This window comes from Burkholderia pyrrocinia (assembly GCF_001028665.1).
Taxonomy (GTDB): Bacteria; Pseudomonadota; Gammaproteobacteria; order Burkholderiales; family Burkholderiaceae; genus Burkholderia; species Burkholderia pyrrocinia.
Map to the genome: position 1 here is coordinate 1,003,052 of NZ_CP011504.1, position 23,542 is coordinate 1,026,593.

Genomic DNA, 23,542 nt, shown 5'->3' on the forward strand with positions numbered 1-23,542 from the left:
ATGCGCGACGGAGCGCCGCCCGACGGATCGCCGCCCGACGGCATGCCGGACGCGCTCGTCGATGCGCATCACCACCTGTGGCGGCTCGATGCGGACGCGCACTATCCGTGGCTGCAGACGCACTACGATCCGGCGCACTTCATGTTCGGCGATTACGCGGCGCTGTGCCGCGATTTCGGCGTGGACGAATTCCGGCACGCGGCGCAACGCGCACCGATCGTCGCCAGCGTGCATGTCGAGGCCGAACGCGCGCGCGACGAAGCACTGGCGGAAACGCGCTGGCTGCACGAGGTCGCGGCGGTGCATGGGCTGCCGTCGGCGGTCGTCGCGTGGGTCGACCTGCTGGCCGGCGATGCTGACGAACGGCTCGCCGAACAGGCCGCGTGGCCGCGCGTGCGCGGCGTGCGCTTCAAGCCGCGCACCGCATCGTCGCCGGATGCGCCCGTCGACGGGCCCGGCACGCTGCACGATCCGCGCTGGCCGGCCGCGCTGGAACGCGTCGCCGCGCACGGCCTGTGCTGGGATCTGCGCGTGCCGTTCTGGCATCTCGGCGACGCGGCCGCGCTGCTCGCCGATGCACCCGCTGTCGACGTCGTGCTCGAACACGCCGGGCTGCCGTGGGATCGCTCGGACGCAGGGCTCGCGCGCTGGCGCCGCGGCATGGAAGCGCTCGCGGCATCGCCGCGCGTGGTCGTGAAGATTTCCGAACTCGGCTTGCGCGACGCCGCGTGGAACGACGCGGACAACGCGCGGATCATTCGCGACACGATCGCGATCTTCGGCTGGGAACGCTGCCTGTTCGCCAGCAACTTCCCGGTGGCCGGCCTGCGCGTGTCCTATCCCGGGCTGCTGCGCACGTTCGCCCGTGCGATGACGAACCTCGACGACGCGGCACGCCGCGCGATCTGGCATGACAACGCGGTGCGCGTTTACCGGATTGCCCTCGACGAGCCATCCCGGCCGGCTGGCGGATAACGCTGCCTTTACGCGTCTTTCTCCATCCCGTCGATCGGGCATGGCGTAAGCCGTCATCCGTTCGCAGCGCCGGCAACATGCCGGCCCCCATCGTCACGACTCCAGCCGCCCCATCCTGCGCGCCATCGCCGGGCTCACCGCATGCCCCGGATCGAACCCGAAGAATTCGAGCACGTGCCGCGCGACGTCGTCGCGATCGTTGTCCGCGCAGATCATGTGATAGCTGTTCTCCAGCACGATCCCGCGCGCGTCGGGCATCTTCTCCAGCAGGAAATCGGCCGAGCGCAGGCTCGTCAGTTCGTCCTCGCGCGCATGCACGACGAGCGTCGGGCACCGCGTACCGGCCGCGGCTTCCAGCGCCCAGTCGCGCATCCGGTCGACCTGCCGCACACATGCAAGCGGCACCCACGGATAGTGGAAACTGTCCTGCCGCTCGAACTTCTTCTTCACGATCGCGCGGATCGTCGCATTCTTGATGCCGAACGGCTCGCCTTCCTCGACGCGCATCCGTTCGGCCACGCCCGGCACGCGATACAGCACGTGCCGCAGCGACCGGTACCACGGCGTCGACCAGCCGTCGATGAACACCGGCGTGGCCAGCAACGCGAGCCGGCCGCGCGCATGCTGCACGCGGTGGCACAGCAGCAGCGCGGCCAGCGCGCCCATGCACATGCCCGCGACATGCAGCGTGTCGTACTCGCTTTCCAGCGCGCGATACTGTTCGATCACCGCGTCGAGCCACGCCTCCGCGCGCACGCCGACCAGATCCTCGGGGCGCGTGCCGTGCCCCGGCAGCGTGATCATGTGCGTGTCGCCGCCCGCGCGCCGCATCGCCTTGTGCAGCGAACCGAGATCGTATTGCGTGCCGCCGAGCCCGTGGATCAGCAACACGCCCGTGCGGCCTGTCATGACACGTGTCCGCTCATTCGTCCGCCGGCCACACGCGCTCGATCTGCCAGACGCCCGCGACCACCGTCACGTCGACGTTCGAATCGAGCAGCGGCGCGCCGTGATCGGTAATCGTCTGCGTGCCGCCGTCGCGCTGCACGACGCGCAGCGACAGCGACGCGCGATCCTCGCCCGCGATCTCCGCATTCCAGTAGTCGCTCAGCGCAGCGCGGTCGCCCGGCTGCACGCGTTCGAGCACGAGCGGCACGCTCGCGATCTGCGCGTGTTCGACGCCGACGCCGAACACACGCTCGACGTCGCCGCTCCACTCGATGCGGCCCGACTCCGGATCGAGCACGTATGCGATCTGGCCGGCGCTCGCGAGCGCGAGCTCCATGTTGTTCTGCAGCACCGCCGCATGCTCGTGCACGCGTTCGCGCGTCGTCTTCAGCGTGCTCACCGTCAGCACCAGCAGCGACGCGACCGCCAGATAGAGCTGCGCTTCGAGCAGCGAACTGCCGTAGTGCTCGTGGAACGACGCGAACGGGCCGTCGCCCTGCGCGGTCTGCTCGATGACGATCAAGGCAAATACCAGCACCGACGACGAACCCGCGCGGCCGCCGAGCAGCAGCGTCACCGCGACGGTCAGGAACAGCGGGATATACGTGAGCGCGAAGCCGGCGCCCGTGCCGAATTTCTGCGACGTGTCGCCGTCGAAGATCACCAGCGCGACGATCGCGAGCAGCACGAACGAGACGACGCCGAGCATCAGGTCGAAGCGCTCGTGATCGCCCGAACGGTGCGCGCGAAAGCGCGACCACGACGCGAGCACCGGCGTGACCAGCAGCACGCCGACGAAATCGGACGCGGCCCACACGAACCACACGTCGAAGAACGACGCGTCCTTGAGCGTCGCGTACCACGCCGCGCCGCCGATCGCGCCGACGACGCCCGCGATCAGCCCGGCGAGAATCACCGAGCGCAGGAAATACAGCCCTTCGAGCGAGAAGCGCACGCGCTGAACGAGCCACACCGCGAGCGCGGCCGCGCCGACCTCGTCGACCGTAAACAGCGTCGCGTTGACCAGGCTGCCGTGTTCGATGCCGGTCAGCGCGAGCTGCGCGACGAGGAACGAGCCGGCCAGCGTCAGCCATTCTCGCAGCGGCCGCAGCATGAACGCGCCGACCGTCACGCCGGCCGGCAGCCAGATATAGCCCGTCAGCCGGACGGGGCCGTTGAACGCGTGCGAGATGTAGCCGGTCGCGAGATACAGCGCCGCCCAGAGCAGCGCCGCGACGAGCCCCGGGCGGGAACGTTTGGTGTCCATCGAGGATTCCTGTGTGCTGCGCCGTGCGGGCGAGCGCGCCGGCCGCGTTGTCAGCGGCGGGTGCGCCGACCTCCGGCACGTACGCGATGTGCGCATGATATGCGGACGGGGCAGGCCTTGGAATACCGGCAGGACCGCATCGGCGGCCGCCACCGAGGGCCCGCGACGCCCGGTGCTTGTGACCGGAAAACACGGGAAAAGATCGCGGGCGAATGGGTGCTGCCGACCGAAAGCCTCGGGCAAGGTCGCTAGAATTGTGCTGACCGGCTGAACGGCAGTCGATTCGAAAGAAATACGAAAGCATTGCGCTTCGCGTCCCGGAGACCCATTCAGTTCGCAATCAGCGTTGGAGCGAACAATTACCCGCCATGACACCCGCAATCAACCTGCGCACCGCATCCCCCGCCGACCTCCCCTTCCTGCTGACGCTCCGTCAACTCACGATGTCCGAGCACCTGCAACGGGTCGGCGCGCCGGCCGACGACGAAGCGCACGACCGGCGCATCCGTGCGCATTTCGACGACGCGATGATCGTCTGCGAAGGCGCCACCGCCATCGGCTTGCTGAAAGTGACGCGCGGCGCCGGCGAATGGCACGTCCATCAGATCCAGATCCTCCCTGCCCGCCAGGGCCAGGGCATCGGCGAGGCCGTGCTGCGCGAATTGCTGAGCGACGCGGCATGCGCGAACGTGCCGGTGTCGCTCAGCGTGCTGCACGGCAACCCCGCACGGCGGCTCTACGAACGGCTCGGCTTTCGCATCGAGTCGGAAACGGAAACGAGCGCGAGCATGATCTGGCGCGCGTAGCGCCCGCCGTTTCGCCGCTGCATTACTGCGTGATCTTCGCGTCCTTCAGCAGCGTGCCCATCATCTGCGCGCTCGCCTTCTCGACCGCAATCGCCTGCAGTTGCTGCTGAAGCACCGGCTTCGCAGTCTCGAAGCCCGGCACCTGCGTCGGCCGCTTCGCATCCAGCTTCACGATGGCCCGCACGCCATCGACCGGAATCGAATCCTTCGTCGCGGCGCCGACCGTCAGTTTCTCGAGCGCCTGTGCGATCGGCAGCGGCAATCCGGCCGTCTTGCCTTCCGCCGCCGGCGTATTGAAGCTCACCCACGGCAGCTCGCCGCCGGCATCGCGGCTCGGCGCCATGCTGTACTGGCGCGCCAGCCCGTCGAACGACTTGCCCGACTTCAGCTCGCTCAGCACGGTCGCGGCCGTCGCCGGATCCTTGACGATGATCAGCCGCGGCTTGTACTCGTTCTTGCCGAGCGCCGCGACGAGTGCGTCGTAGCGCGCCTTGACCTGTTCGTCGGTCACCGGCTCGGGCTTCAGGTTGTCGCGCACGTACAGTTGCACTTCGGCAGTCGCCTTCGCCTGCTGCATCGCCGCCTTGACCTCGGGCTTGTCGCCGTAGTTCGCCTTCTCGGCGGCCTGCTGAACCAGCACGCGCGTGATCAGTTGCTGCTTGATCGCGTCGCGGATCTGCGGCGAGTCGGGCTGCCCCGACGCGCGCAGCACCGCATCGACGTCCGCCTGCGTGATCGCCGTGCCGTTGACGGTCGCGACGGTGGCCGTCGCGCCGGACGGCTGCGACGCAGCCGCCGTCTGTGCGTGGACAGGACCGCTCAGCGCGACGGCCAGCACGGCAATCAGCAACAGGCGGTTCGGTGTGGTTTTCATCTTCATCGTTTCGTCGCTTCGTGCTCAAGGAACGCGGCATGGGCTGCCGCGCAGGTTCGTCGGCGCTGCAATGCGCCGGCGCAACCGTTCATTCGGGTTCATCATCGCGAGCACAGGCAGCCTCCGCCCGTGCCGCTATCATTGTGCACGGAACCGCGTTTATGCGTCGGGAGGTTGGAGACGGCCGACAAAGGCGGCGAGGCGCGCGTTGCGCGCGCCCCGTTCAACGGAAACGTCGAATACGATCGTTGCTTCGCGAGCCAGTCCGCCAGTCGAAGCGGCGACGTGCATGCGTCACCGGCATCGGCCGCACCGCCGTCAAGGCGTCCATCGATACACGGTGATGCTGTTCCCCTTCACGTTGTTCTTCATCACCACATACTCGCCGTTCGATCGGCGGTACGCGCGAATGCTGTACATCGCATCGATCGCGCTGCTGGTATCCACGGTCGCGGGGCTCGCGTTGACCAGCGTGGTGTCGAGGTTGCCAGTGGTGAGGTTGAACGCGTCGACATTAGGCCAGAGCGGCCCGCTGCTGCTGAACCAGTAGCCGACGAACAGATGGTTGCCGGCCGCGTCGATCGATTTCGCGCCGCTGTGCGGCAGCGTGATCACCGGATCCGGCTTCGTCGTGTTGCCTGCGCTCCAGCCGTGATACACCTCGATGCGCGTGCCGATCGACGTCCAGTCGTTGGTCCCGACCGCGCCCTGCGCGAGCACCATCGTGTCGCTGTCCGCGAGGTAGACGATGCGCGTCAGCGGCTGGATGCTGGCGGGAACGCGGGTCGCGACGCCCGGCCCCCATGACGGCTTGCCGCTCGCGTCGAAACCGGTCAGCGGGTAGTGGTAGATCGCGCCGGTCTTGTCGAGGCCGGCCCACACGCCGCCCTTGCTGTCGATGCTGAACCCGCTCGTGACGCGCTGCGTCGTGTTGAACGCCGGGCCCGGAATCGATCCGTCCGGAATCGCGATATAGCCGTTCGCCGCGTTGAAATGGAAGAAGTAGAAGACCGGCGGGTTCTGCCCCGCCGCGACGAGGATCCGGTTCGCGCCGACGGCGGTGAGCAGCCCGAAATGCTCGTCGCGCTGCGTATCGCTCATGTTGATGCGCGGATCCGACGGGTACGCGAACGGATCGACGGTGTTCGCGACGAACGTGCCGCCCGCGCTGCCGCTGTACACGTGCGTGCCGCCGTAGAACAGCGCGCCGTCCGTGACCGGGTCCGGCGCGGCGATGCCTTCGAAGTTCAGCGACTGCAGCGTCCAGCGCAGGCTGCCGGCGCTGCTGTACGCATGAATGTCGGTGGCGCCGTTGCGGCCGAGATCCCAGCTTCCGCCCCACGGGTTGTTGAGCACATACAGATTGCCGGCGCTGTCCTTGCCGATCCCGGCGATGCGCGTGAAGCGCTTCGCGCCGACCTGCCCCTTGATGCCCGTCGTCGTGTCGAGAAAACCGCCGCGCACGCCGAACGTGCCGGCCTGCGCGGGCCGGCCCGTCACCGTATAGCGCTTGATGTTCATGTCGGGGCCTTCGTCGCCCACCATCAGCTGCCCGGCCGCCGCATCGAAAACCAGCGCCGACGGCTGCGACCCGGCCGGCATCCGGATCGTGTTCAGCAGCGCGCCGGCCGGGCTGAAGCCGACGACCGAGCCTGCGCTCTTCTGCGCGACCCACACGTTGCCCGCGCCATCCACCGCGAGCGCGCCGGGCCCCGACACGTTGATGTCCCGCTGCCAGACGCCGTCGGTGGTGAACACGCGAACGCGGTTGCCGTAGAAGTCGCTCGCATAGAGCAGCGAGCCGGCCGTCGCGAGCCCGGTGACGACGTCGATGCGCGGCTGGTTGGTCGCCGCGCTGATCTGGATCACGCGGTCGCGATACTTCGTGGCGCGGTTGTAGCGCCCGACCGCGCCGCTGCCGTAGGTTTTGCCGGGTTGCAGCGCGACGAACAGCGACGTCGCGTTGCCCGTGATCGCGCTGCCCTGGAATTCCGAATGCGTGCCCATCGAGCCGACGCTCTTGCCGTTCTGGTAGATCGCGACACCGCCTTCGTCTTCGTCCCACATCGACGCCGTGTAGATGACGCCTTCGGGCGCGACCCACATCGAACGCGCGACGTTGCCGACGTGGGCCGCGAGCGTGCCGTACGTGTTCGCCAGCCAGTCGGTGGTGTTGCCTGCGTGAGCGGCCGGCGCGATCGCGGCGATCGCTGCGGCAAGAAGTGCAGCCTGAATACGTTTTCCAGCAACCATGACTGATGCGCTCCTGACTGGGGCAAACATTCACATGAGGGGTCGGCCGGCCAGAGGGCTTGAAATCCGCGATGCGTAAATTCTTCCGCTGAATCATCCGGCGCAGTCGGTATTACGTGCGGCATAACTCCGATAATGAGCAGCGCGAGAATAGCGTTATATAAATCGAAAAAAATTGCGAACCGCTCGTGCAGTCGCACATTTCACCGGATCGGTTTCGATCGCATTGCCCGTGGCAACCATGCGCCCCGACGGCGTGCGCGGCTGCGCGACAGTGAACGTTCACTTGCGCGCTCGATCGGGAATGACGGAAATCGGATAAATCAGGCTGTTCGCCTGCGGGAATATCGCCGCTTGTTCGACGACGACGGATTGAAACCGCGAATGCGGTTTCCGGAGAATCGGGGAAAAGCTGCCGCATGCAATGCGAAATCGTTACCCCAAAACAAATCGCCGGCCTGAATCCGTTTCGAATCCAGGCCGGCGATAGTCATTGACCGCGGAGCAGGCAACGCGCGGTCGCCGCCGCGTTGCCGCGCATCATGCCGATGCCGACGTCTCCTGCACCTTCACCTGCGTGACGCGCCCGCCGTCCGGATCGTCGTCGTCGCGCGGCGCGTCGAGCTGCCCTTCCCACTTCGCGACCACGGCAGCCGCGATCGAGTTGCCGACGGCGTTGGTGGCCGAGCGCCCCATGTCGAGGAACATGTCGACGCCCATGATCAGCAGCAGTCCCGCCTCGGGCATGTTGAACTGGTTGAGCGTTGCCGCGATCACGACCAGCGACGCGCGCGGCACGCCCGCCATCCCCTTCGACGTCACCATCAGCATCAGCAGCATCGTGATCTGCGTGCCCAGCGGCAGATGGATGCCGTACACCTGCGCGATGAACAGCACCGCGAACGTGCAGTACATCATCGAGCCGTCGAGGTTGAACGAGTACCCGATCGGCAGCACGAAACTCGAGATCTTGCGGTTCACGCCGAAGCGGTCGAGCGCGTCCAGCAGCTTCGGATACGCGGCCTCGGAGCTCGCCGTCGCGAACGACAGCAGGAACGGCTCGCGGATCAGCCGGATCAGCGTGAACGCGCGCTTGCCGAGGAACGTCACGCCGGCGAGCGTCAGCACGCACCACAGCAGCGCCAGCGCCAGATAGAAGCTCGCCATGAACTTCGCGAACGTGAGCAGGATGCCGAGCCCTTCGGTCGTGATCGTCGACGCCAGCGCCGCGAACACCGCGACCGGCGCGAACCACATCACCGCGCCCGTCACCTTCAGCATCACCTGCGCAAGATCGTCGATCACGCCGGTCAGGCGCTTGCCCGATTCGCCGAGCGCGGACAACGCGGTGCCGAAGAAGATCGAGAACACGACGATCTGCAGGATTTCGTTGTTCGCCATCGCCTCGGCGATCGATTTCGGCACCAGGTGAACCACGAAATCCTTCAGCGTGAATGCGCCCGTCTTCAGGTTGAGGGCCGCATCGGACGCCGGCAACGGCAGGCTCAGGTGACTGCCCGGCTGCAGGATCGTCGCGGTCAGCAGGCCGAGCAGCAACGACGTGAACGACGCGATGAAGAACCAGCCGAACGCCTTGACGCCCACGCGGCCCACCGCGCTGCCGTCGCCCATCTGCGCAATGCCGACGGTCAGCGTCGCGAATACCAGCGGCGCGATGATCATCTTGATCAATCGCAGGAACACGTCGGACAGCAACGACACGTAGCCGGCGACTTCCTTGGCCATCTTCGGGTCGGGAAACGCGCTGTGGCACGCGTAACCCACGGCGATACCAAGAATCATCGCGACGACGATGTACTTGGTAATGTTGTGTCTCTTCTTCATTAGCAATCCAAATTACAGAGCGTGTGCTTCTAACGGCTGGAAAATCATTCGCGTCCGGCTGCGAATCGGAACCCACGTCGCCATGCATGCGACAGGTCCGCTTCTGGCGGTCGCCAGGGCGGACAGGGGGGGCATTCTAACGCAAATGGCGCGGATGCTTTCAAATCTGAAAGCAGAGAGGATTGATCTGCGTCCATTCGGCGCCGAAAAGGCGGGTTTTGTCGCGATCCGGCCGAACGGCGCGAGCGGCCGTCGAGCGCTGCGACCTCGACGGACAGGCCGCCCGAGACGACCGACGCCGACAGAGAAAGACGATCGCGACACATTCTCACAAAGATGCGCAGACCTCGACACTACCGCGCGTAACCTCTATGTAATATTTCGAAATAATTCGCGTTGCCGTTACGCCCGAGCGGCAATGCGCGATCGCGAGTCGGGAATGCAGAACCGCGTTCGAGTCATTTCATTGTTCCAGACAGAGCAAGTCGTTCTCTTGATAAGCAGTCCTCCCAATGAATGAACGGGAAAAACCGGTATCGTGATGAACATTCTGTACACCAACTTCCATGGCGACTACGGCGGCGGCCAGGATACCTACGTCCGCGATCTCGCCGCCGCGATGAGCCGGCATCACCGCGTGACCGTCGCGTCGCCGGAGGGAAGCCGCCTGTCGCGACTGTTGAAGGGCAGCCCCGACGTGGCCATCTTCGACATGGAATTCAAACCGCGCTGGAACCGGTTGTGCCAGGAGCTTGTCCGGCTTCGGCAGCGGATCGTCGCCGAGCGCTTCGACGTCATTCATGTCAACGGGTCTGCCGATCACCGGCAGGTGATGCTGGCGCTGCTCGGGTGCCGGTATCGGCCCGCAGTCGTGCTCACCAAGCACAACACGTATCGCGCCGACAGCTTCGGCAACCTGCTGCGCGCGCGGCTTGCGACGGACCACACCATCGCGGTCAGCGACTACGTGGCGAGCATGCTCGCGCTCCGGTCGCCGTACGGGAACGTCACGGTCGTCAAGCACGGCGTGCGCAGGCAGGCCGCGGAACAACTGGCGAGCGACGAGATCCGCCGCCGCAAGGTCGCGCTGTTCGGGCCGTCGGGCGCGGACGCAATCGTGCTGGGCAGCAGCGCCGGCACCGCGCCGGAAAAAGGCTGGATGGATCTGATCGCGGCACTGGGCCGCTTGCCCGAACACGAGCGCGAGCGGTTTCGCGTGCTGCTGGTCGGCGCGGAGCCGTCCTGCGCGCAGCGCGAGCAGATCGCGTGGCACGGCATGACGTCGCGCACGGCGTTCACCGGACGGCTCGACGACGTCTGCGCGCCGTTCTCGATCATCGACGTGTCGTTCGTGCTGTCGTACCACGAGAGCCTGTCGTACGCGTGCCGCGAAGCGATGTCGCTGGGCTGCCCCGCGATCGTGACACGCGTGGGCGGGCTGCCCGAGAACGTCGAGCCGGGCGTGGACGGATGGGTCGTTCCGCCGCGCGAGCCCGAAGCGATCGAGGAGATCCTGCGCACGATCGTGCGCGAGCCCGGCTGCGTGCGCGCGATGGGACGCAGCGCGCGGCTGAAAGGCAAGCGCGAGTTCTCGTTCGACACCTTCGTCGACGCGACTTTGTCCGTCTATCAGAAATCGGTTCGACACAACCCGTATCGTCGGGTGACATCCCTGAGGTCCATGTAATGGCCATGAATATCTGGAAGAAGTACTGGGACCTGCGGACGCAGGAGTGCCCGTGCGACGTGCACTTCGTCGAGTGGCTGGAATCCGTTCGCCTCAACGGCATCCGCATCTATCACTTCGGCACCGGCGGCCACCACCATGTCGGCGTGGCATGCGCGCGGCCGCACCTGAACAACACGGTCTTCGGCGTGACGGCGTCGCCGAAGGAATACAAGTCGTATGTCGACCTCGTCACGCGGCAACCGGAGGTGAGCAAGACCTACCTGGCCTATTTCGGCGACATCTATACCAGCAACTCGGACCTGCTGCCGTCGTTCGACGTCGTCACGCTGTTCCACCTGTGCGAATTCCGCGACGAGACGAACAGCCGCTACGGCGCGCAGACCGACGCGGAAGTGCTCGAGCTGTTCGCACGCCATACCGCACGCGAAGGCCACCTGTTGTTCTACAAGGGCTCGGCGGCGTACCGGAAGGCCGAACCGATCATCGAGCAATGGGCGGCGAACGCCGATTTCGTCGAGGTCGGCGGCTTCAAGACCCTGCGGATTTTCCGCAAGGACGCGTAACCCTGCGTTGTTACGATCCGCCGATGCTTCTGTCCGCCACACGCCATCCGATCCTGATGTATCACCAGATACGCCCGCTGCCGCCGCCGGCCGACCGGCTGCGCAGCCTGAGCGTTGCGCCCGACGCGTTCCGCCGCCAGATGACGCTGTTCAGGCGGCTCGGCTACCGCGGCCTGAGCGTGCGCGAATTGCAGCCGTATCTGCGCGGTGAGCGCAGCGGGAAGGTCTTCGGCATTTCGTTCGACGACGGCTTTCTCAACGTGCTCACGCACGCGATGCCGGTGCTGGACGAGCTCGGGTTCACCGCGACCTGCTATTTCGTCGCCGGCCGGTTCGGTGGCGTGAACGACTGGGACGCGGGTGCCGATACCGCGCACTCGCCGCTGATGGCGTTCGAGGACATGCTCGCGTGGCGCGATCACGGTCATGAAATCGGCTCGCACACGCTCGATCACGTCCCGCTGTCGCGCGTGCCGGCGCACGTGTCGGGCGTTCAGGTAGCCGAATCGAAGCGGCGGCTCGAAGCGTTGGGCGGCCGGCGCGTCGAATCGTTCTGCTATCCGTACGGCGATCTCGACGCGCGCGTCCGCGATCAGGTCGCCGCCGCCGGGTACGGCAATGCGACGACGACCCGGCGCGGATGCGCCGATGCGTCCGACGATCCGTTTCTGCTGCCGCGAATTCCGGTGGCAGGCGGTGTCGGTGCGTTTCGGTTGCTGTTCAAGTGCACGCGTTGGCGTGTGCACAAGCGCGGGTAGCGCCGGGCACAAAGCGATCGCAACGCGATCGCTTCGATCTCGCTCGCTGACAAAACCGACCTCTTACTCATTGCAGTGCGATCCTGCGGCGAACACTTCAGACGAGTGACCCGTCGCCCTCAACCAAACTGGGCAGTCAGCCATCCTTCGGCCCATTTTGTCGCGTAGGCAACTGCGTCATCGCGCACATCGAAGCCAGCCAGATCACCGCTGGCGTGTACTTCCCGCTCACCGCCGTCCAGCAGAACCGTGGTGATCCTCACATGCGCGATGAACTCTCCATCCGCCCTGCGGGGTGTCGGATCGATCCGGAATCGTGTCGAATTGAAGAGCATGGCTCCTCCCTGTCGGGTTACCGCGAGCCAGGCTGTCGCGGGAGCAGCACGAGAAAGCGTCGGACATCGGGAAGGCATCCGCATCGGCCTCGCGACGATGGCCACGGATAGACCGGCGAATGAAGTGCAACCCGCAAGCGGAGATGGAAGCACGTTGCTCCGGAATACCTTCGGAGCCACTCTCAAGCGATGGGACAAGAGGGGAGCGTCAGCACGATGATGGTGCCCGGACGATCGGTTAGGGCGAGAGGCCCGATCGCATTCGGAGGGGCATGCTGAGCAAGGCGCTGGAATCGGCAATGGGTCATCCGATGGTTCGATGCTACGCCGTTCCATCAATTTGTATAGCGAAATTTCCGGCGCATTCCTGTCGCCAGAGCCTGCCTTCGTACCGTAGCGAGGTGTGAGTCGCAGCGACAGCGCGTATAGTGGGGCTAGCCTTACCGCCGGTTCCGGAACACAGTTCGGCATTCGGGGGGCGGCATCGTCCGGGCGCCCGGCCGCGCATCGGAGCCGATTCTCATGGTTGGCATCATGCAGCGTCGTCGACTTCGAAGCAGGCAGCGCTCGGGGGATCGCGTCGACACGAGTTGGACCGCCTAACGCAAGCCCCTCTGAAGAAACCGCGCCGCCCATGAAAATCGACCGCAGTTCCGTTCCCCACTACCTCGTCCTGCGTGCCGGCTGGCCACCCTATGTGTTGAATGCCGACCGCCTGGTGCTCCGCCGCGAAGCGAGCCCGCTGTTGCGAGCGTTCGCGCGAACTCGCGGACGGTTCGCGCATGTCGACGACGTCGCGTGGAACCTCTTCTCCGACGCAGAAGGCCTGTCAGTGATCGAGCGTCGGGAAACAGGGTTCTTTACGTTGATCACCGGAACCGAAACCGAGCATCAGTTGCATTTGCTGGCAACCCTCTGACGTTGCCGCGGGGGCGACGGACGGTCATGATCGACGAAGGGCCGCGCGCGGAGATTTTTCGGTCACTTTTACGGAATGCTGATTTTTTTGGGCGGCCGCTTGTTCTGCCCCTCGGCCGAAAGCGCTTGACACCCTCGTTGCCGAGGCGTACTGTCAGTCGCTGAAGTATTCAAGAAGCGCGATTGCTGCCCATCATTGACCGCGGCCTGCGGTATTCGTTGTCCTCTCCCTCCTTGATTATTTTTTCCCGCGTCCATTCAGGGCGCATACGTACGTCCATTTTCAGGAGATCTAACATGGATACCGGTACCGTCAAGTGGTTCAACGACAGCAAGGGCTTCGGCTTCATCACCCCCGACGCGGGTGGTGACGATCTGTTCGCGCACTTCTCCGAAATTCGCGGCGACGGCTTCAAGACGCTCGCCGAAGGCCAGAAAGTCAGCTACGAAACGAAGAGCGGCCCCAAAGGCCTGCAGGCGTCGAACATTACCGCCCTGTAGTCCCCACAAGCCGTCAAGCCCCGTTTACGAAGCGGCACGTCGCTGCCGCTTCCTGCGCATACGCGCCTCCATCGCGGACGCCACGCGTCCCGATGCAAGCTCGACCGGGTCATTCGTTTCGCATCCGGACGTCGAGCGTGCGCGTATGCAGATGCCCAGTGCCCTCGCAGCGCGCGTATCCAGCCGCGCGTGCGTGATCCGGACGGGTCCCGCTCACCGGATCGCGCAAGCGGCGCAGCAGGAGAACCCGCATGACCAGAAGTCAAGCTCGCAGTAACAAGACACCTTCGCGTGCCAAACTTGCCCTGACATTGCCCAGGCTCGGCACGGCATTGAACTGGGTGCCGCCCAAGGCTCCCGTCATCACGAAATCGAACCCGAAGAAGCGCCCGCCTGCTCCGTAGTAGCGGACGAACCAACCGCAGCGTGACGAAGAGGCGGCCACCGCTGCCGTGCAACGTGATGCGTCAAAGCGCGCAATCCGGAATAAAGTGAACGCCCGACAATCGATGCGCGTATGATGGGTTTATTCGGGCGATCACTTGCCGTCTGACTGCCCGCCCCTCCATCTACCCTCTTGCTGCATCGCCCCTCCCCTGCGCTGCAACGTTGTTCCTTTCACCCACCGGCACGCCCTGCAACGGCGATACTGGCCGGATGTGTTCGCCCATGCGATTCGCCGTGGCCGAACGCCAGGAGATTGCCATGAGCATGCATGTCTACCGTGGATTCGAGATTTATCCACTGATTTACCCTCACGTGCCGGCGCCGAATGGCAGCTCGCATAACTACGACGCCGGTTTCGACGCGGCAGTCAAGATTTGCCTGCGCGGCACCACCGACACGCTGACGCAGAGCCAGACGTTCAGATTGCGCGACAACTCTCCGTTCGACAACGCCGGTGACGCGCGTCGTGCTTCTCTGCGCTATGCCGAGAGCATGATCGACGACAATCGCGAAACGCAGGGTTTCTTTTCCAGCGCGGTCTGACGCGGCTCGTTACGGCAACGCAATGTGGCGGCATTCTGGAGGACAAAATGATCATCGACGAACTACTTGGCTTGATCGGACGACGTGAGGTCACGCGGACCGATGCCGTCCTGCCCGCCGGAATCGCCGACTCGGCACAGAGCCATCAGCAAGAGCTGCAAATGTTCGTGGCGGTACGCGCCCTCTCGATCGGAGCCGGATATTCGGAATTCGAGTCCGACGAGATCGCGAGCGCCGTCATGACACGACTCGGCTAGTTTTCCGTTCAAACGCTCCCAAACAGGATCTACATGACAACTGTCACACTCAAGGTCAACGAACCGATCGACGTCGCGCTGCGACGATTCCGACGCACCATCGAGAAAACCGGGCTGATTCGGGAGCTGCGCAGCCGCACCAGCTACGAAAAACCCACGACGGAACGCAAGCGGAAAAAGGCCAGCGCCGTTTCCAGGCAGCGCCTGCGGGCCAAGCGCATGTTGCCGCCGCGCAAAATGTACTAGGGAGCACACCGTGTACAAGATGCCGGGCGACGAGCCGCCGTTTTTCCCGCTGACGAAATGCGAAGTCGATTTCGATCAGCAGAAAGACATGGTGACGCTGCTGCCGAGCTTCTATGCGTTCGGATGCGAGTACACCAGCCGCGGCTTCCTGATCGGGCGGGACGATGCGTTCAAACTGATTGCCGCGATCGAGAAGGCGCTCAGCATCCAGGGATGAACCGACGCCGGCACGCTCGCGAGCATCGACAACCAGAAGATGGACTATGCGCGTCCGGACCAAGTACGTTGATTTGCTCTATTTCCTCGTTGTCCTGCAACTCGTCACTCAACGGCAGAGTCGCGAGTGGCTGTCGCCGTTTCAGCTCGTCGAATCGCTGCAAGGATGGTTGATCGTCCATCGCGCGAAATGCGAGTGGCGCGATCGGGTCTGGATAGGCCATGCGTCGCTTCAGATCGCGAAGGCAGTCCGCCCGGTCGACAACGCTGCATTTTCAGGGCCGCTCCCTGGCGCGGCAAAAGACTCGACGCCCCCTCCGCGAGACGCGCTCGCGGGTCGGTCGAGTTTACGGATGAAGTGCATCCGCTACCTCCGGGAGAATGTCTGATCGCGGCAGCACTCGCTCGGGCGACAATGCGTTCACACCGGTGCGTTGCACCCCATCGGACATCCGGAAGAACTTTCCGTCGTCGGTGCCGGCCCGCAGCGCCTCCGGGCAGGTTCATCACCTCTCGGTAGCTGCGGGACCGGCACATCGCCGGGCGAGATTCGGGCGGAGGGAAACAAGAATGATCAAGTCGTTCTCGCGGTCGCCCACGTAGATGAAGCCCTCGTCGTCCCTGCGCGCGAGGTCGCCCATTTGCAGCCAGCCGTCGACCTGAATCGACACGCGCCCCACTGCACGGCATCGTACCGACTTCCTCTCCCCGCCGTGCCATGCTGGGTCGACATACGTGTATCGCCGTCGCCACCGCGCACGCGATCGCCGAATTCACCGGAGCAGACACATGATCGACCTCAAGCACAGGAACGACGACGCCAGTCAGCAACACCGCAAATTCGAGCAGGACAACGCAACCGACGACGGCATGCCCGTCGCCCCCGAAGCGCCGGTGCATGCGCGCCCTGGCGAGCAAGAACGACTACGAACCGCGAAAGAGCGGATCGCCGACTCGAGAAAGCGCTGGGGCATAGCGTATCCGTCGAACTGATCACGCACGGCGAGAGTGCGTTTTTCCCGGGATTTCGCTTGCGTCGCGTTCGTCAAGCGCGCAGGCTGCGGATAGCTATCAGACCCACCAACCGCAGCGGATCCGCCGCGACTGGCCAACAACCCGCTCACCTCGCTGCGAGGGAACCATGAAATACCCGGAAAGCACGGCAATCGATCGACGTGATCAGGCAACCCGGCAACAGCAGCGCGACGACCTCGCCCGCGCCGACATCGAACGGGCCGACAAGCGTACGCAAAACGATGCCCTCATCGACTCCAATGCGGGCAAGTGGCGTTACGTCCGTCCCGACCAGCAGGTGAAGTAAATGACGCGACATTGCTCCCGCCGCAGGCGGCGGATGACGTTCGCGCCTCGCGTCGTCGTACGCGCGTCGCGCAGGCTGCACCGCCGACGTTCCGGCATCAGGCACCCTGGCGCGGACGGATCGAGAATTCGGCGCTGGTCTTGATCCCGCACGACTCCGCACAACTCCGCACAACGACACCGCTCGCGCAACCGGGCCGGCAACGGCTCGTTCGATGAAGGTGGGTGCTTGCAGCGTCGCGTCGTCGATCACGGGCCTTGCTTGGGAGCAGGCGCGGTTTCATTGCCGCACGCCGAATGGTCGCCAATCTCGATGCCACCGAAAGGCGAGGCGGATGTACCGCCGGCGCCGATCAGGATGCTCCGCAGGACGAGCTGTCTGCATGCCTATGCCGCTGTCTTGAGTGTCGGCGGCGATGTGGACTCCGTCACGTCGTGCCCGGCAATTGCCAATGCCACAACCGGGTTCAAGCTGTCCACCATCGAACTCGGAATCAGGATCGTGGCCCCGCGCTCCTTCGTCGTTTCGTAGATGATGTTCATTGCCCGCAACTGAAGTGCGGACGGGTGATTTTCATAGACTCGCGAAGCTTCGACGAATTTCGCCGCCACCTCGGCCTCCGCCGAACCGAGTATCACGCGCGCCTGTTTCTCGCGTTCGGCTTGCGCCTGCCGCGACATCGAATCCTGCAGCGCGACGGGGATCGCGACGTCCCGGGTTTCCACGGACCGCACCGTGATGCCCCAATCCGCGGTCTTTCTGCCGATCTCCTCTGCCAGGTGTTCATCGGCAGCCTTCCGATCGGAGAGCAGCGTGGCCAGCATCGATGAACCGATCATCTCCCGCAGCGAGGTTTGCGCGACACGATCGATGGCCTGCCGGTAATCAGTGATGGCGAGCGCTGCTTTCCGGGCGTCGTGTACGTGCCAGAAAATGATGGCGTCGACGTTGACCGGAACGGTATCCCTGGTAAGCGCCTCCTGTGCGTTGAACGCCGTCGTTTGAATACGCTCGTCGATCACGGCGACGACGTTGTCCAGTATCGGGATGATCATGAAAAAACCGGCACCCTTGACGCTCTGCAGTTTTCCGACGCGCAGGATCACGAACTTCTCCCAGACATTGGCCACTTTCACGGAGAGTGCGATCAGGACGGCGACGATGACGAACGGTAACGCGAGATACGGATTGACCAGGGCGCCGACGGCTAGTGCCGCAAGCATGAAGGCGGCGGAAAGAAATAGTGTGACGGGGTTCATGGTGGCGCTCCATTCGATGATGCCGACGTCCGGCAAGCGTCACGAAGCACGACACCCATTCGCCGGGTTGCCTTCTCGCGCCCAGGCATCAGCGGTTTGGGCGCTCGTTCAGAACGTGCGCCGGATCGCGATGCAAATCTGTACGGTGACGTACCCGGGCTGGGCTACGGCGTAGCTGCCGCTGTGAGTGATGCGCAGAGCCGGCGGTATCGAATCCCGAAGGGAGGTGCTCGCGCGCGGCGCGCCGATTTGCGGCAAACCGCGATGCAGACCGGCCGGCATGAGGCCGGATCCCCGGAGATGGTTCTCCAACGTACCGACACGCGTGGCCCCGGGATGAACAATGATCGACATCACACATGAATCCTGGAGCCGATCTTGGAATACCCCATTTTTATCACCCGACAGGAAGGCTCAGGCTATCGCGGATGGCTGCCGGATTTTCCCGGCGTGGACGTGAAGGGCCGCTCGTACGGCGAGTTGGCAAACGCCGCAAACGACAGGGTCGACGCGCTGTATGACCAACACGCGCGCCTCGTCCCCTCCCCGACAACGGACATGGCGGCATTGCAGGCATCGTGCATCGACGACGGCGAGGGCATCTGGCGGTTCATCGATATTGCCCGGCCGACGTCGTGTTCGGTGCTGGTCTTGTTATGCCTGCCCAAGGAACTCGTGGACACAATCGATGCCGTGGCGAAAACGCGCCATATAAGCCGCGAAGCGTTGGTGGCCGAGTGTACGAAGGGAATCGGCGTACCCGCATCGCGGTCCTCGTGCCACGAACTTGTCCTGGCGTAGCTTGCGAACGCGACTCGGCGGATTCATCTGCCCGGGTTGCGTCGCGTCACCGATGCGGGCGGGCCTCGCGTGCGCCGTTTGTCGTGACGAGCGACGAGCGACGAGCCAAAGCAAAAAAGCCGGCGTTTGGCCGGCTTCGAGTTCCGCCTTGCTGAGGCGGCTCCACGTTCTGTTTGAGTTCGAGGAGTTTTGCTACGCCTATGTCAATGGTTCGACATAAAACCCATGCCCAGACGTTTCCTTGCATCGGAAATTCGTCGCTTGGGTGTGACGGCTTTCCACGAAAAGGTATGGCGTCTTTGCTGCTCCGGATGAACCACGGGCATGCCATCGTCGGTCGCACGCGCGTCCGCCTGCTCCTGCTGCCCGTCCTCCGGATTTTTTTCTCGTTTCGGGTAATCGTTCATCAACAGGCTCCGTCAAGAAACCGCTGTTCGTCATGGATGGGCTCGCGCCGCCCGAGTCGGGCTACAACGGCGCAAGCGATATGGAATTGCAACGGCCCACGTCCATCACGGCGTACCCATCTCCATGAAGTCCTCGGCCGATCTGCAGTCTGTGCGTCATATAGCACCATGCGCCTGCGGGCGTCAGCAGTCGGTACGCTGCCGTACGGACCTGACGGCACGAACAGGCGCGTGGCCTCGGTGCCGGTTCTAAAGGCGTTTCAAATCCGGGAGCAAGCGGTCGAATTCTCGCCTGACCACGCCGTAGCATTCGCACACACGCTGCTCGAGCCCGGCGCGATCCAGTACTTCGATGTGCCCGTAGTTGTACCGGATCAACCCGGCATCCTGAAGTTTCAGCGCAGCCTCCGTCACGCCCGATCGCCGGACGCCGAGCATGTTGGCGATCAACTCCTGCGTCATCTTCAGTTCGCTCGATGGCAGCCGGTCGAGGCTGAGCAGAAGCCAGCGGCACAGCTGTTGATCGATCGAGAAGCGTCATCGGCTCAAGACTCGAACTCGCGAAGCAGACGTTGCGCGAGGATCTTGGCGTCCTCGAGCGCGAGATCGTACTGCTCCCGATCGGAATCGGTCTCGTATGGGGGATCGTCGTTCGGCCCCTCATTGGTGCGGCGCAGATACACATAGCCTCGGTACACACCACGCGCGGATTCCATCACACGAATGCGTGCGAAGTGCGTTTCGGTAGTGAATGCGAAATCGTCCATGATGACTTCCGCATGTGTTCAATCATCCTAGCACTCCGGGTGAAATTGCACGGATGCGGTCGAATCCCGACCGGTCACGCGGAAGCCGGCAAGGACATGCGCGAGCTGTCCGTCAAGGCTGAACCTCGTACGGCGGAAATGCCGACAGGCGTGGATCGTCCACCGCGCCACCGACGGTGAAGTGATACAGGGACTGCCAGACCTGATCCTTCGCGCCGAGCAACGCATGCATTTCATCATCGAAAAAGCAGCCGATTCCCGTCGCGCGCACGCCGGCGGCTTCTGCTTCGAGATAGAGCGCGTGGCCAAGCATCCCGCACTCCCAGAACAGATGGCGATAACGCCACGGTTGCTTCAACGCGATTTCGAATCTCGCGATCATCCCGAGCGCAAAGCAGGAATCGGCGCCGATATCCTGGTGGCAGCAGATCAACCTTGCCACCGCGCACAGATCGTAAGGCAGTAGAAGATAGAGCGGCAGGTCGGCCGGCCCGGTCTTTTCCCACAGCCATTCCGGACGCAGGGATCGCTTGAGATCCGGCAGTGCGTCCGGGGTTCTTGCGAGCATATAGAGGCCCGGCTCCAGGCCATCGACGCGATGCACCAACAGCGCCGCATGCACTGCGGCAGGAGACGTCAGCGCATTCCACGGCGGCGTGCCGGGATGTGCCAGCAGGCAGGTCAGCATGCTGAAGAAAGCCGCGTCGCCGATGCGCGTCGTGCCATCGAAACTCACGGCGCTGCGACGCTGTCTGGCGATCCCGGCGAAGCCGAGATCGCGCGCTGGCGTCGCCGGCGCCGGGCACGGCTCGGGGTTCCGCGACGGTGGTTCGCGCGTACGGGGCTTGTGTGTGGCGCGATGAATCGAATCGATGTCCGGCCACACCACATGTCCCGAACTCAGCCGATTGGCGCGCCCGTGCCACAGTGCGTTGTCCAAAGCGATCCGCATCCTCTCGAGATCGGGTCGCGCGTCGGGGTTGCCAATCCACAGCAAAAGATCCGGCGCCTCCGTTTCCGCTTCATCGAAGTCTTCGTTGCGATCCACTCCAAGCAAGGCGGCCACTTCGTCATCTGCGGCCGCCTCCATCAATCGCGTCTGCCAGCCGAGCGCAGCTGCTGCGTAACTCATCGCAGCGATGACATGACCGCAATCCTGTTGGCAGTAGCGCCACGCGCGCATCCCGTATTTCCACGCTTCGCGCCAATGGATCGAGCTGATGCCGACCAGGACACCGCTTTCCGAAAACGCCTCGGTCCATTGCGGGTCATCCACCGCAGCGCGATGTTCGAGTGCATGATCCCGGCTCAGGTAGTGGTAGACGCCTGCGGACAAGCCGGGCAGGGCCGGACACAGAAGATAGCCTTCGGTCGGATGCAGATTTCCGCTCGATGGATTGCAGCGCAGTGCCCACCGCTCGGCGCCATAGGATTTCCACCCCGACAAGCCGAGCGAGAGTTCGAACAGGATTGCCAGACTTGACAGATCGAAACCGTGCGCGGGTGGCAGGCTGCCGCAGCGCAACGCGTTGTAGCGCGTGGCCAGCGTGTCCGCGGCCAACGGCAGATCGACGCGCGGTGCGCCGTGAAACACCCGGAACGGGTCCGGCTGGGTTGCCCAGTCGAGCCTCCCGGGGCCGGGCGCGTAGAAGTCGAGACGGTGCTTGCTGCGTTCGTGATAATCGAGCAGCGCATGCGTTGACCGATCCATGTCCACCTCAGACCCGGAATACCCGCACACGCGACTGTACAAAACCGGATGGCCCGACGTTGGAGCACGGCCGTCATCACGTCGTGGAATCCGGTGCGCGCGTTCAACGTCGAATTCGCCGAGGGGCGAGCCCTTGTGTTCCGCGAGGGTCGTCGGTAGGCGATCGCCGGAAAACAGCCACCTGCCCGCCTGACCGAGCCACCCGAACGATCGGCGGCCCCGACGCCCGCGGACGACTACTCAAGGCCCGTGCAGGTCAGCAGGAAGGCACGCATCGGGTGCGTGCGCAAACTGCGCCCCCTCTCACGAGATCGTGTACCTGTTCTGGGGACCGCCCTTGTAAAGGTCCCTGGCGAGTCCCAGAATCCGGTCGCGGTTGCGGTCGAAGGCCGCAAGCAACGCGGGCTCGCTGGAATCCATGTCGGCGTTCAGCTTCGCCAGCATCGCATCGTCGACCAGAAAGGTAATCTCGCGAGAAGAATTGTCGTAGCCCCAGAAGCACACGCAGTGTCTGGACATGTCGTAGGTGCGGCTGGGATTAGGAAAGTTGATTGTCGCGTCACTGTTCCCCATCTAATCCTCCTGACAGATATAACGCCACTTGCTCGCGTTGACATTGATGCGGGCGTCATTTTCGCGCCGCTTCTCGGCACGTTCGGCATCCGCGCGCTTCAGTGCCTGGGCGCGAGACTTTTGCGCGTCGACGTAATCGTTTTGCCTGACGGGCGTGGCAGACTTCCGTTCGGTTTGCTTGGGCATGCCGGTTCCAGAAAAATGAATTTCAAATGTCAGAACCGTCGCGGTGACCGAATATCGTCGTCGTGCGTCCTGCAGGGCGCACGGACGGACTACCCGCGGGCTTGCCGCCGACGGCCTCTGATGCGCACTGAACTGCCGGATCGAGCCTCACGGGAAGGCCGGGTTGACGCGCGAAGTTCGCAGCTTCGACGTTTGCGCGCGGGATCGTGGTGGTGAGCGTTCTGCGGAGCCGTGCGGACAGGGGGAACCGTAAGGAGTCGAAGCAAAACCACCGGTCGCGCACATCGAACCTCACGAGAATGCGCCCTATATCCCGGCCATGCAAGCGCTATCTCGCGTCAGGGCCATGAATGGCACGATTCCTTCCAAGCCACACTAACGTCATCAATCCGGGCATGGCGGCCGGCATTCTTCCGGCCCCACGACCACAGCAAAGCGCAGCGTGGGCGGCAGCTTGTTCCGCGCCGCGCACAACGGTAATCACTGTTCTGCTGAGCGGGACCGGCACCGCATCGTTGACCACGCCGTCAGTGCTTGTGGTGCATCCAGCCCATGTGATGGGCATCGAGCCACTGAACCATCCCTTCGCCCTTGTGGTCGCGCAGGTAACGTACCGCCAGCATGACCACGATGGCCAATACGACCGCCAGGCCAACCACAAAGCTGATCATCGACTGAGTCATGGCAGCCTCCTTTCAAGGTTGCGACCATCTTTACATTGTAGGTGATGCATTCACGGAAACCAGCGTCCGGCACGGCTCCTGTCCCTCAGGAAAATGAATCGGCATTTCCATGGTCCGGTGGCCAAATGAAGGCCGCCAGCTTTGCTTCGGTTCCGGTCAATTTTCCGGTACGCCGGACAAAAGAGCCCGGCGTTTGGCCGGCTTCTGCCGACTGTTCGCCAGCAGTCTTGCGACTGACGCTCAGGATTTGCGTGGCGGTTCAGAACGCAGTGCGATTGCGTCACCAGCCGGCACGCGCGCCGTCACCAACCCATAGCGGCTTACTACGTAGTCCACTACATCTCGCGTTGCGAAGCCCGCGCACACCGCACATACAATCACGATCGGATCAA

30 protein-coding genes and 1 pseudogene are annotated in these 23,542 nt (G+C 64.1%); 15 read left to right on the forward strand and 16 right to left on the reverse strand.

Annotated elements, in window-relative coordinates:
* Positions 1 to 975 carry an amidohydrolase family protein gene (locus tag ABD05_RS20750; RefSeq protein ID WP_047901994.1) on the forward strand — a complete coding sequence of 325 codons (975 nt, stop codon included), beginning with the start codon at positions 1 to 3 and terminating at the stop codon, positions 973 to 975.
* A 93-nt stretch (positions 976 to 1,068) separates the two neighbouring features.
* Here ABD05_RS20750 and ABD05_RS20755 read toward each other — a convergent pair whose 3' ends face one another.
* Positions 1,069 to 1,884: an alpha/beta hydrolase gene (locus tag ABD05_RS20755; RefSeq protein WP_047901995.1), complete on the reverse strand. Its 816-nt coding sequence runs from the start codon at positions 1,882 to 1,884 to the stop codon at positions 1,069 to 1,071.
* Between the two features lie 13 nt (positions 1,885 to 1,897).
* A complete protein-coding gene (locus ABD05_RS20760) occupies positions 1,898 to 3,190 on the reverse strand; it encodes an MASE1 domain-containing protein (protein WP_047901996.1) in 1,293 nt (430 codons plus the stop codon).
* A gap of 368 nt (positions 3,191 to 3,558) precedes the next feature.
* Here ABD05_RS20760 and ABD05_RS20765 point away from each other — a divergent pair, with 368 nt between their 5' ends.
* Entirely contained in the window at positions 3,559 to 3,996 is a 438-nt protein-coding gene (locus tag ABD05_RS20765; protein WP_047901997.1) for a GNAT family N-acetyltransferase, read from the forward strand.
* A gap of 22 nt (positions 3,997 to 4,018) precedes the next feature.
* Here the strand turns inward: ABD05_RS20765 and ABD05_RS20770 are convergent, their stop codons facing one another.
* The 3 genes from ABD05_RS20770 to ABD05_RS20780 form a co-directional block, all read right to left on the reverse strand.
* Entirely contained in the window at positions 4,019 to 4,876 is an 858-nt protein-coding gene (locus tag ABD05_RS20770) for a peptidylprolyl isomerase (RefSeq protein ID WP_047901998.1), read from the reverse strand.
* A 312-nt stretch (positions 4,877 to 5,188) separates the two neighbouring features.
* On the reverse strand, positions 5,189 to 7,123 hold the full coding sequence (locus tag ABD05_RS20775; RefSeq protein ID WP_047901999.1) for an SMP-30/gluconolactonase/LRE family protein: 1,935 nt from the start codon (positions 7,121 to 7,123) through the stop codon (positions 5,189 to 5,191).
* Positions 7,124 to 7,663: 540 nt separating this feature from the next.
* Entirely contained in the window at positions 7,664 to 8,968 is a 1,305-nt protein-coding gene (locus tag ABD05_RS20780; RefSeq protein ID WP_047902000.1) for a dicarboxylate/amino acid:cation symporter, read from the reverse strand.
* A gap of 541 nt (positions 8,969 to 9,509) precedes the next feature.
* Here ABD05_RS20780 and ABD05_RS20785 point away from each other — a divergent pair.
* The 3 genes from ABD05_RS20785 to ABD05_RS20795 are packed head-to-tail and all read left to right on the forward strand — an operon-like array spanning position 9,510 to position 11,979.
* Positions 9,510 to 10,655 carry a glycosyltransferase gene (locus tag ABD05_RS20785; RefSeq protein ID WP_047902001.1) on the forward strand — a complete coding sequence of 382 codons (1,146 nt, stop codon included), beginning with the start codon at positions 9,510 to 9,512 and terminating at the stop codon, positions 10,653 to 10,655.
* Positions 10,656 to 10,660: 5 nt separating this feature from the next.
* The gene (locus tag ABD05_RS20790; protein ID WP_047903691.1) at positions 10,661 to 11,221 is read left to right on the forward strand and encodes a hypothetical protein; all 561 of its coding nucleotides are present in this window, start codon (positions 10,661 to 10,663) and stop codon (positions 11,219 to 11,221) included.
* Positions 11,222 to 11,244: 23 nt separating this feature from the next.
* Positions 11,245 to 11,979 (forward strand): polysaccharide deacetylase family protein, encoded by a 735-nt coding sequence (locus ABD05_RS20795; protein ID WP_047902002.1) that lies wholly within the window; start codon positions 11,245 to 11,247, stop codon positions 11,977 to 11,979.
* 119 nt (positions 11,980 to 12,098) lie between these two features.
* Here ABD05_RS20795 and ABD05_RS36445 read toward each other — a convergent pair whose 3' ends face one another.
* The gene (locus ABD05_RS36445) at positions 12,099 to 12,314 is read right to left on the reverse strand and encodes a hypothetical protein (protein WP_082146177.1); all 216 of its coding nucleotides are present in this window, start codon (positions 12,312 to 12,314) and stop codon (positions 12,099 to 12,101) included.
* A gap of 634 nt (positions 12,315 to 12,948) precedes the next feature.
* Here ABD05_RS36445 and ABD05_RS20800 point away from each other — a divergent pair.
* The 7 genes from ABD05_RS20800 to ABD05_RS35315 all read left to right on the forward strand — a co-directional run bounded on the left by ABD05_RS20800 (position 12,949) and on the right by ABD05_RS35315 (position 15,831).
* Positions 12,949 to 13,233, forward strand: coding sequence for a hypothetical protein (locus ABD05_RS20800; protein ID WP_047902003.1), 285 nt, complete (start codon positions 12,949 to 12,951; stop codon positions 13,231 to 13,233).
* A 296-nt stretch (positions 13,234 to 13,529) separates the two neighbouring features.
* A complete protein-coding gene (locus ABD05_RS20805) occupies positions 13,530 to 13,733 on the forward strand; it encodes a cold-shock protein (protein ID WP_047902004.1) in 204 nt (67 codons plus the stop codon).
* A 705-nt stretch (positions 13,734 to 14,438) separates the two neighbouring features.
* Positions 14,439 to 14,723: a hypothetical protein gene (locus tag ABD05_RS20810; RefSeq protein ID WP_047903692.1), complete on the forward strand. Its 285-nt coding sequence runs from the start codon at positions 14,439 to 14,441 to the stop codon at positions 14,721 to 14,723.
* Positions 14,724 to 14,770: 47 nt separating this feature from the next.
* Positions 14,771 to 14,980 (forward strand): hypothetical protein, encoded by a 210-nt coding sequence (locus tag ABD05_RS20815; protein ID WP_047902005.1) that lies wholly within the window; start codon positions 14,771 to 14,773, stop codon positions 14,978 to 14,980.
* A gap of 33 nt (positions 14,981 to 15,013) precedes the next feature.
* The gene (gene rpsU, locus ABD05_RS20820) at positions 15,014 to 15,226 is read left to right on the forward strand and encodes a 30S ribosomal protein S21 (protein ID WP_034181433.1); all 213 of its coding nucleotides are present in this window, start codon (positions 15,014 to 15,016) and stop codon (positions 15,224 to 15,226) included.
* A 19-nt stretch (positions 15,227 to 15,245) separates the two neighbouring features.
* Positions 15,246 to 15,443: a hypothetical protein gene (locus ABD05_RS20825; RefSeq protein ID WP_034181799.1), complete on the forward strand. Its 198-nt coding sequence runs from the start codon at positions 15,246 to 15,248 to the stop codon at positions 15,441 to 15,443.
* 46 nt (positions 15,444 to 15,489) lie between these two features.
* Positions 15,490 to 15,831: a hypothetical protein gene (locus ABD05_RS35315; protein WP_053059958.1), complete on the forward strand. Its 342-nt coding sequence runs from the start codon at positions 15,490 to 15,492 to the stop codon at positions 15,829 to 15,831.
* A 117-nt stretch (positions 15,832 to 15,948) separates the two neighbouring features.
* On the opposite strand, the gene ABD05_RS38735 is transcribed toward ABD05_RS35315, so the two are convergent.
* Positions 15,949 to 16,113, reverse strand: coding sequence for a hypothetical protein (locus tag ABD05_RS38735; RefSeq protein WP_158361635.1), 165 nt, complete (start codon positions 16,111 to 16,113; stop codon positions 15,949 to 15,951).
* Between the two features lie 118 nt (positions 16,114 to 16,231).
* On the opposite strand from ABD05_RS38735, the gene ABD05_RS20835 reads away from it, so the two are divergent.
* A complete protein-coding gene (locus ABD05_RS20835) occupies positions 16,232 to 16,435 on the forward strand; it encodes a hypothetical protein (RefSeq protein WP_047902006.1) in 204 nt (67 codons plus the stop codon).
* A gap of 148 nt (positions 16,436 to 16,583) precedes the next feature.
* Positions 16,584 to 16,763: a hypothetical protein gene (locus tag ABD05_RS20840; RefSeq protein WP_047902007.1), complete on the forward strand. Its 180-nt coding sequence runs from the start codon at positions 16,584 to 16,586 to the stop codon at positions 16,761 to 16,763.
* A 386-nt stretch (positions 16,764 to 17,149) separates the two neighbouring features.
* Here the strand turns inward: ABD05_RS20840 and ABD05_RS20845 are convergent, their stop codons facing one another.
* On the reverse strand, positions 17,150 to 18,022 hold the full coding sequence (locus ABD05_RS20845; protein WP_047903694.1) for a slipin family protein: 873 nt from the start codon (positions 18,020 to 18,022) through the stop codon (positions 17,150 to 17,152).
* A 108-nt stretch (positions 18,023 to 18,130) separates the two neighbouring features.
* Entirely contained in the window at positions 18,131 to 18,376 is a 246-nt protein-coding gene (locus ABD05_RS20850) for a hypothetical protein (protein WP_047902008.1), read from the reverse strand.
* 24 nt (positions 18,377 to 18,400) lie between these two features.
* On the opposite strand from ABD05_RS20850, the gene ABD05_RS20855 reads away from it, so the two are divergent.
* The gene (locus tag ABD05_RS20855) at positions 18,401 to 18,823 is read left to right on the forward strand and encodes a type II toxin-antitoxin system HicB family antitoxin (RefSeq protein ID WP_047902009.1); all 423 of its coding nucleotides are present in this window, start codon (positions 18,401 to 18,403) and stop codon (positions 18,821 to 18,823) included.
* Between the two features lie 203 nt (positions 18,824 to 19,026).
* Here the strand turns inward: ABD05_RS20855 and ABD05_RS36450 are convergent, their stop codons facing one another.
* The 7 genes and pseudogenes from ABD05_RS36450 to ABD05_RS38640 form a co-directional block, all read right to left on the reverse strand.
* Positions 19,027 to 19,230 carry a hypothetical protein gene (locus ABD05_RS36450; protein WP_082146178.1) on the reverse strand — a complete coding sequence of 68 codons (204 nt, stop codon included), beginning with the start codon at positions 19,228 to 19,230 and terminating at the stop codon, positions 19,027 to 19,029.
* Between the two features lie 249 nt (positions 19,231 to 19,479).
* Positions 19,480 to 19,761, reverse strand: a pseudogene (locus tag ABD05_RS20860) (Crp/Fnr family transcriptional regulator); the annotation flags it as partial.
* A 14-nt stretch (positions 19,762 to 19,775) separates the two neighbouring features.
* Positions 19,776 to 19,997 (reverse strand): hypothetical protein, encoded by a 222-nt coding sequence (locus tag ABD05_RS20865; protein ID WP_047902010.1) that lies wholly within the window; start codon positions 19,995 to 19,997, stop codon positions 19,776 to 19,778.
* 112 nt (positions 19,998 to 20,109) lie between these two features.
* Positions 20,110 to 21,708, reverse strand: coding sequence for a nitroreductase family protein (locus tag ABD05_RS20870; protein WP_047902011.1), 1,599 nt, complete (start codon positions 21,706 to 21,708; stop codon positions 20,110 to 20,112).
* Between the two features lie 303 nt (positions 21,709 to 22,011).
* Positions 22,012 to 22,281, reverse strand: coding sequence for a DUF1488 family protein (locus ABD05_RS20875; protein ID WP_047902012.1), 270 nt, complete (start codon positions 22,279 to 22,281; stop codon positions 22,012 to 22,014).
* Entirely contained in the window at positions 22,282 to 22,467 is a 186-nt protein-coding gene (locus ABD05_RS20880) for a hypothetical protein (protein WP_047902013.1), read from the reverse strand. It abuts the gene before it with no gap.
* Positions 22,468 to 22,994: 527 nt separating this feature from the next.
* Positions 22,995 to 23,150, reverse strand: a complete 156-nt coding sequence (locus ABD05_RS38640) for a hypothetical protein (RefSeq protein WP_167347854.1) — start codon at positions 23,148 to 23,150, stop codon at positions 22,995 to 22,997.
* Between the last annotated feature and the right edge of the window lie 392 nt (positions 23,151 to 23,542).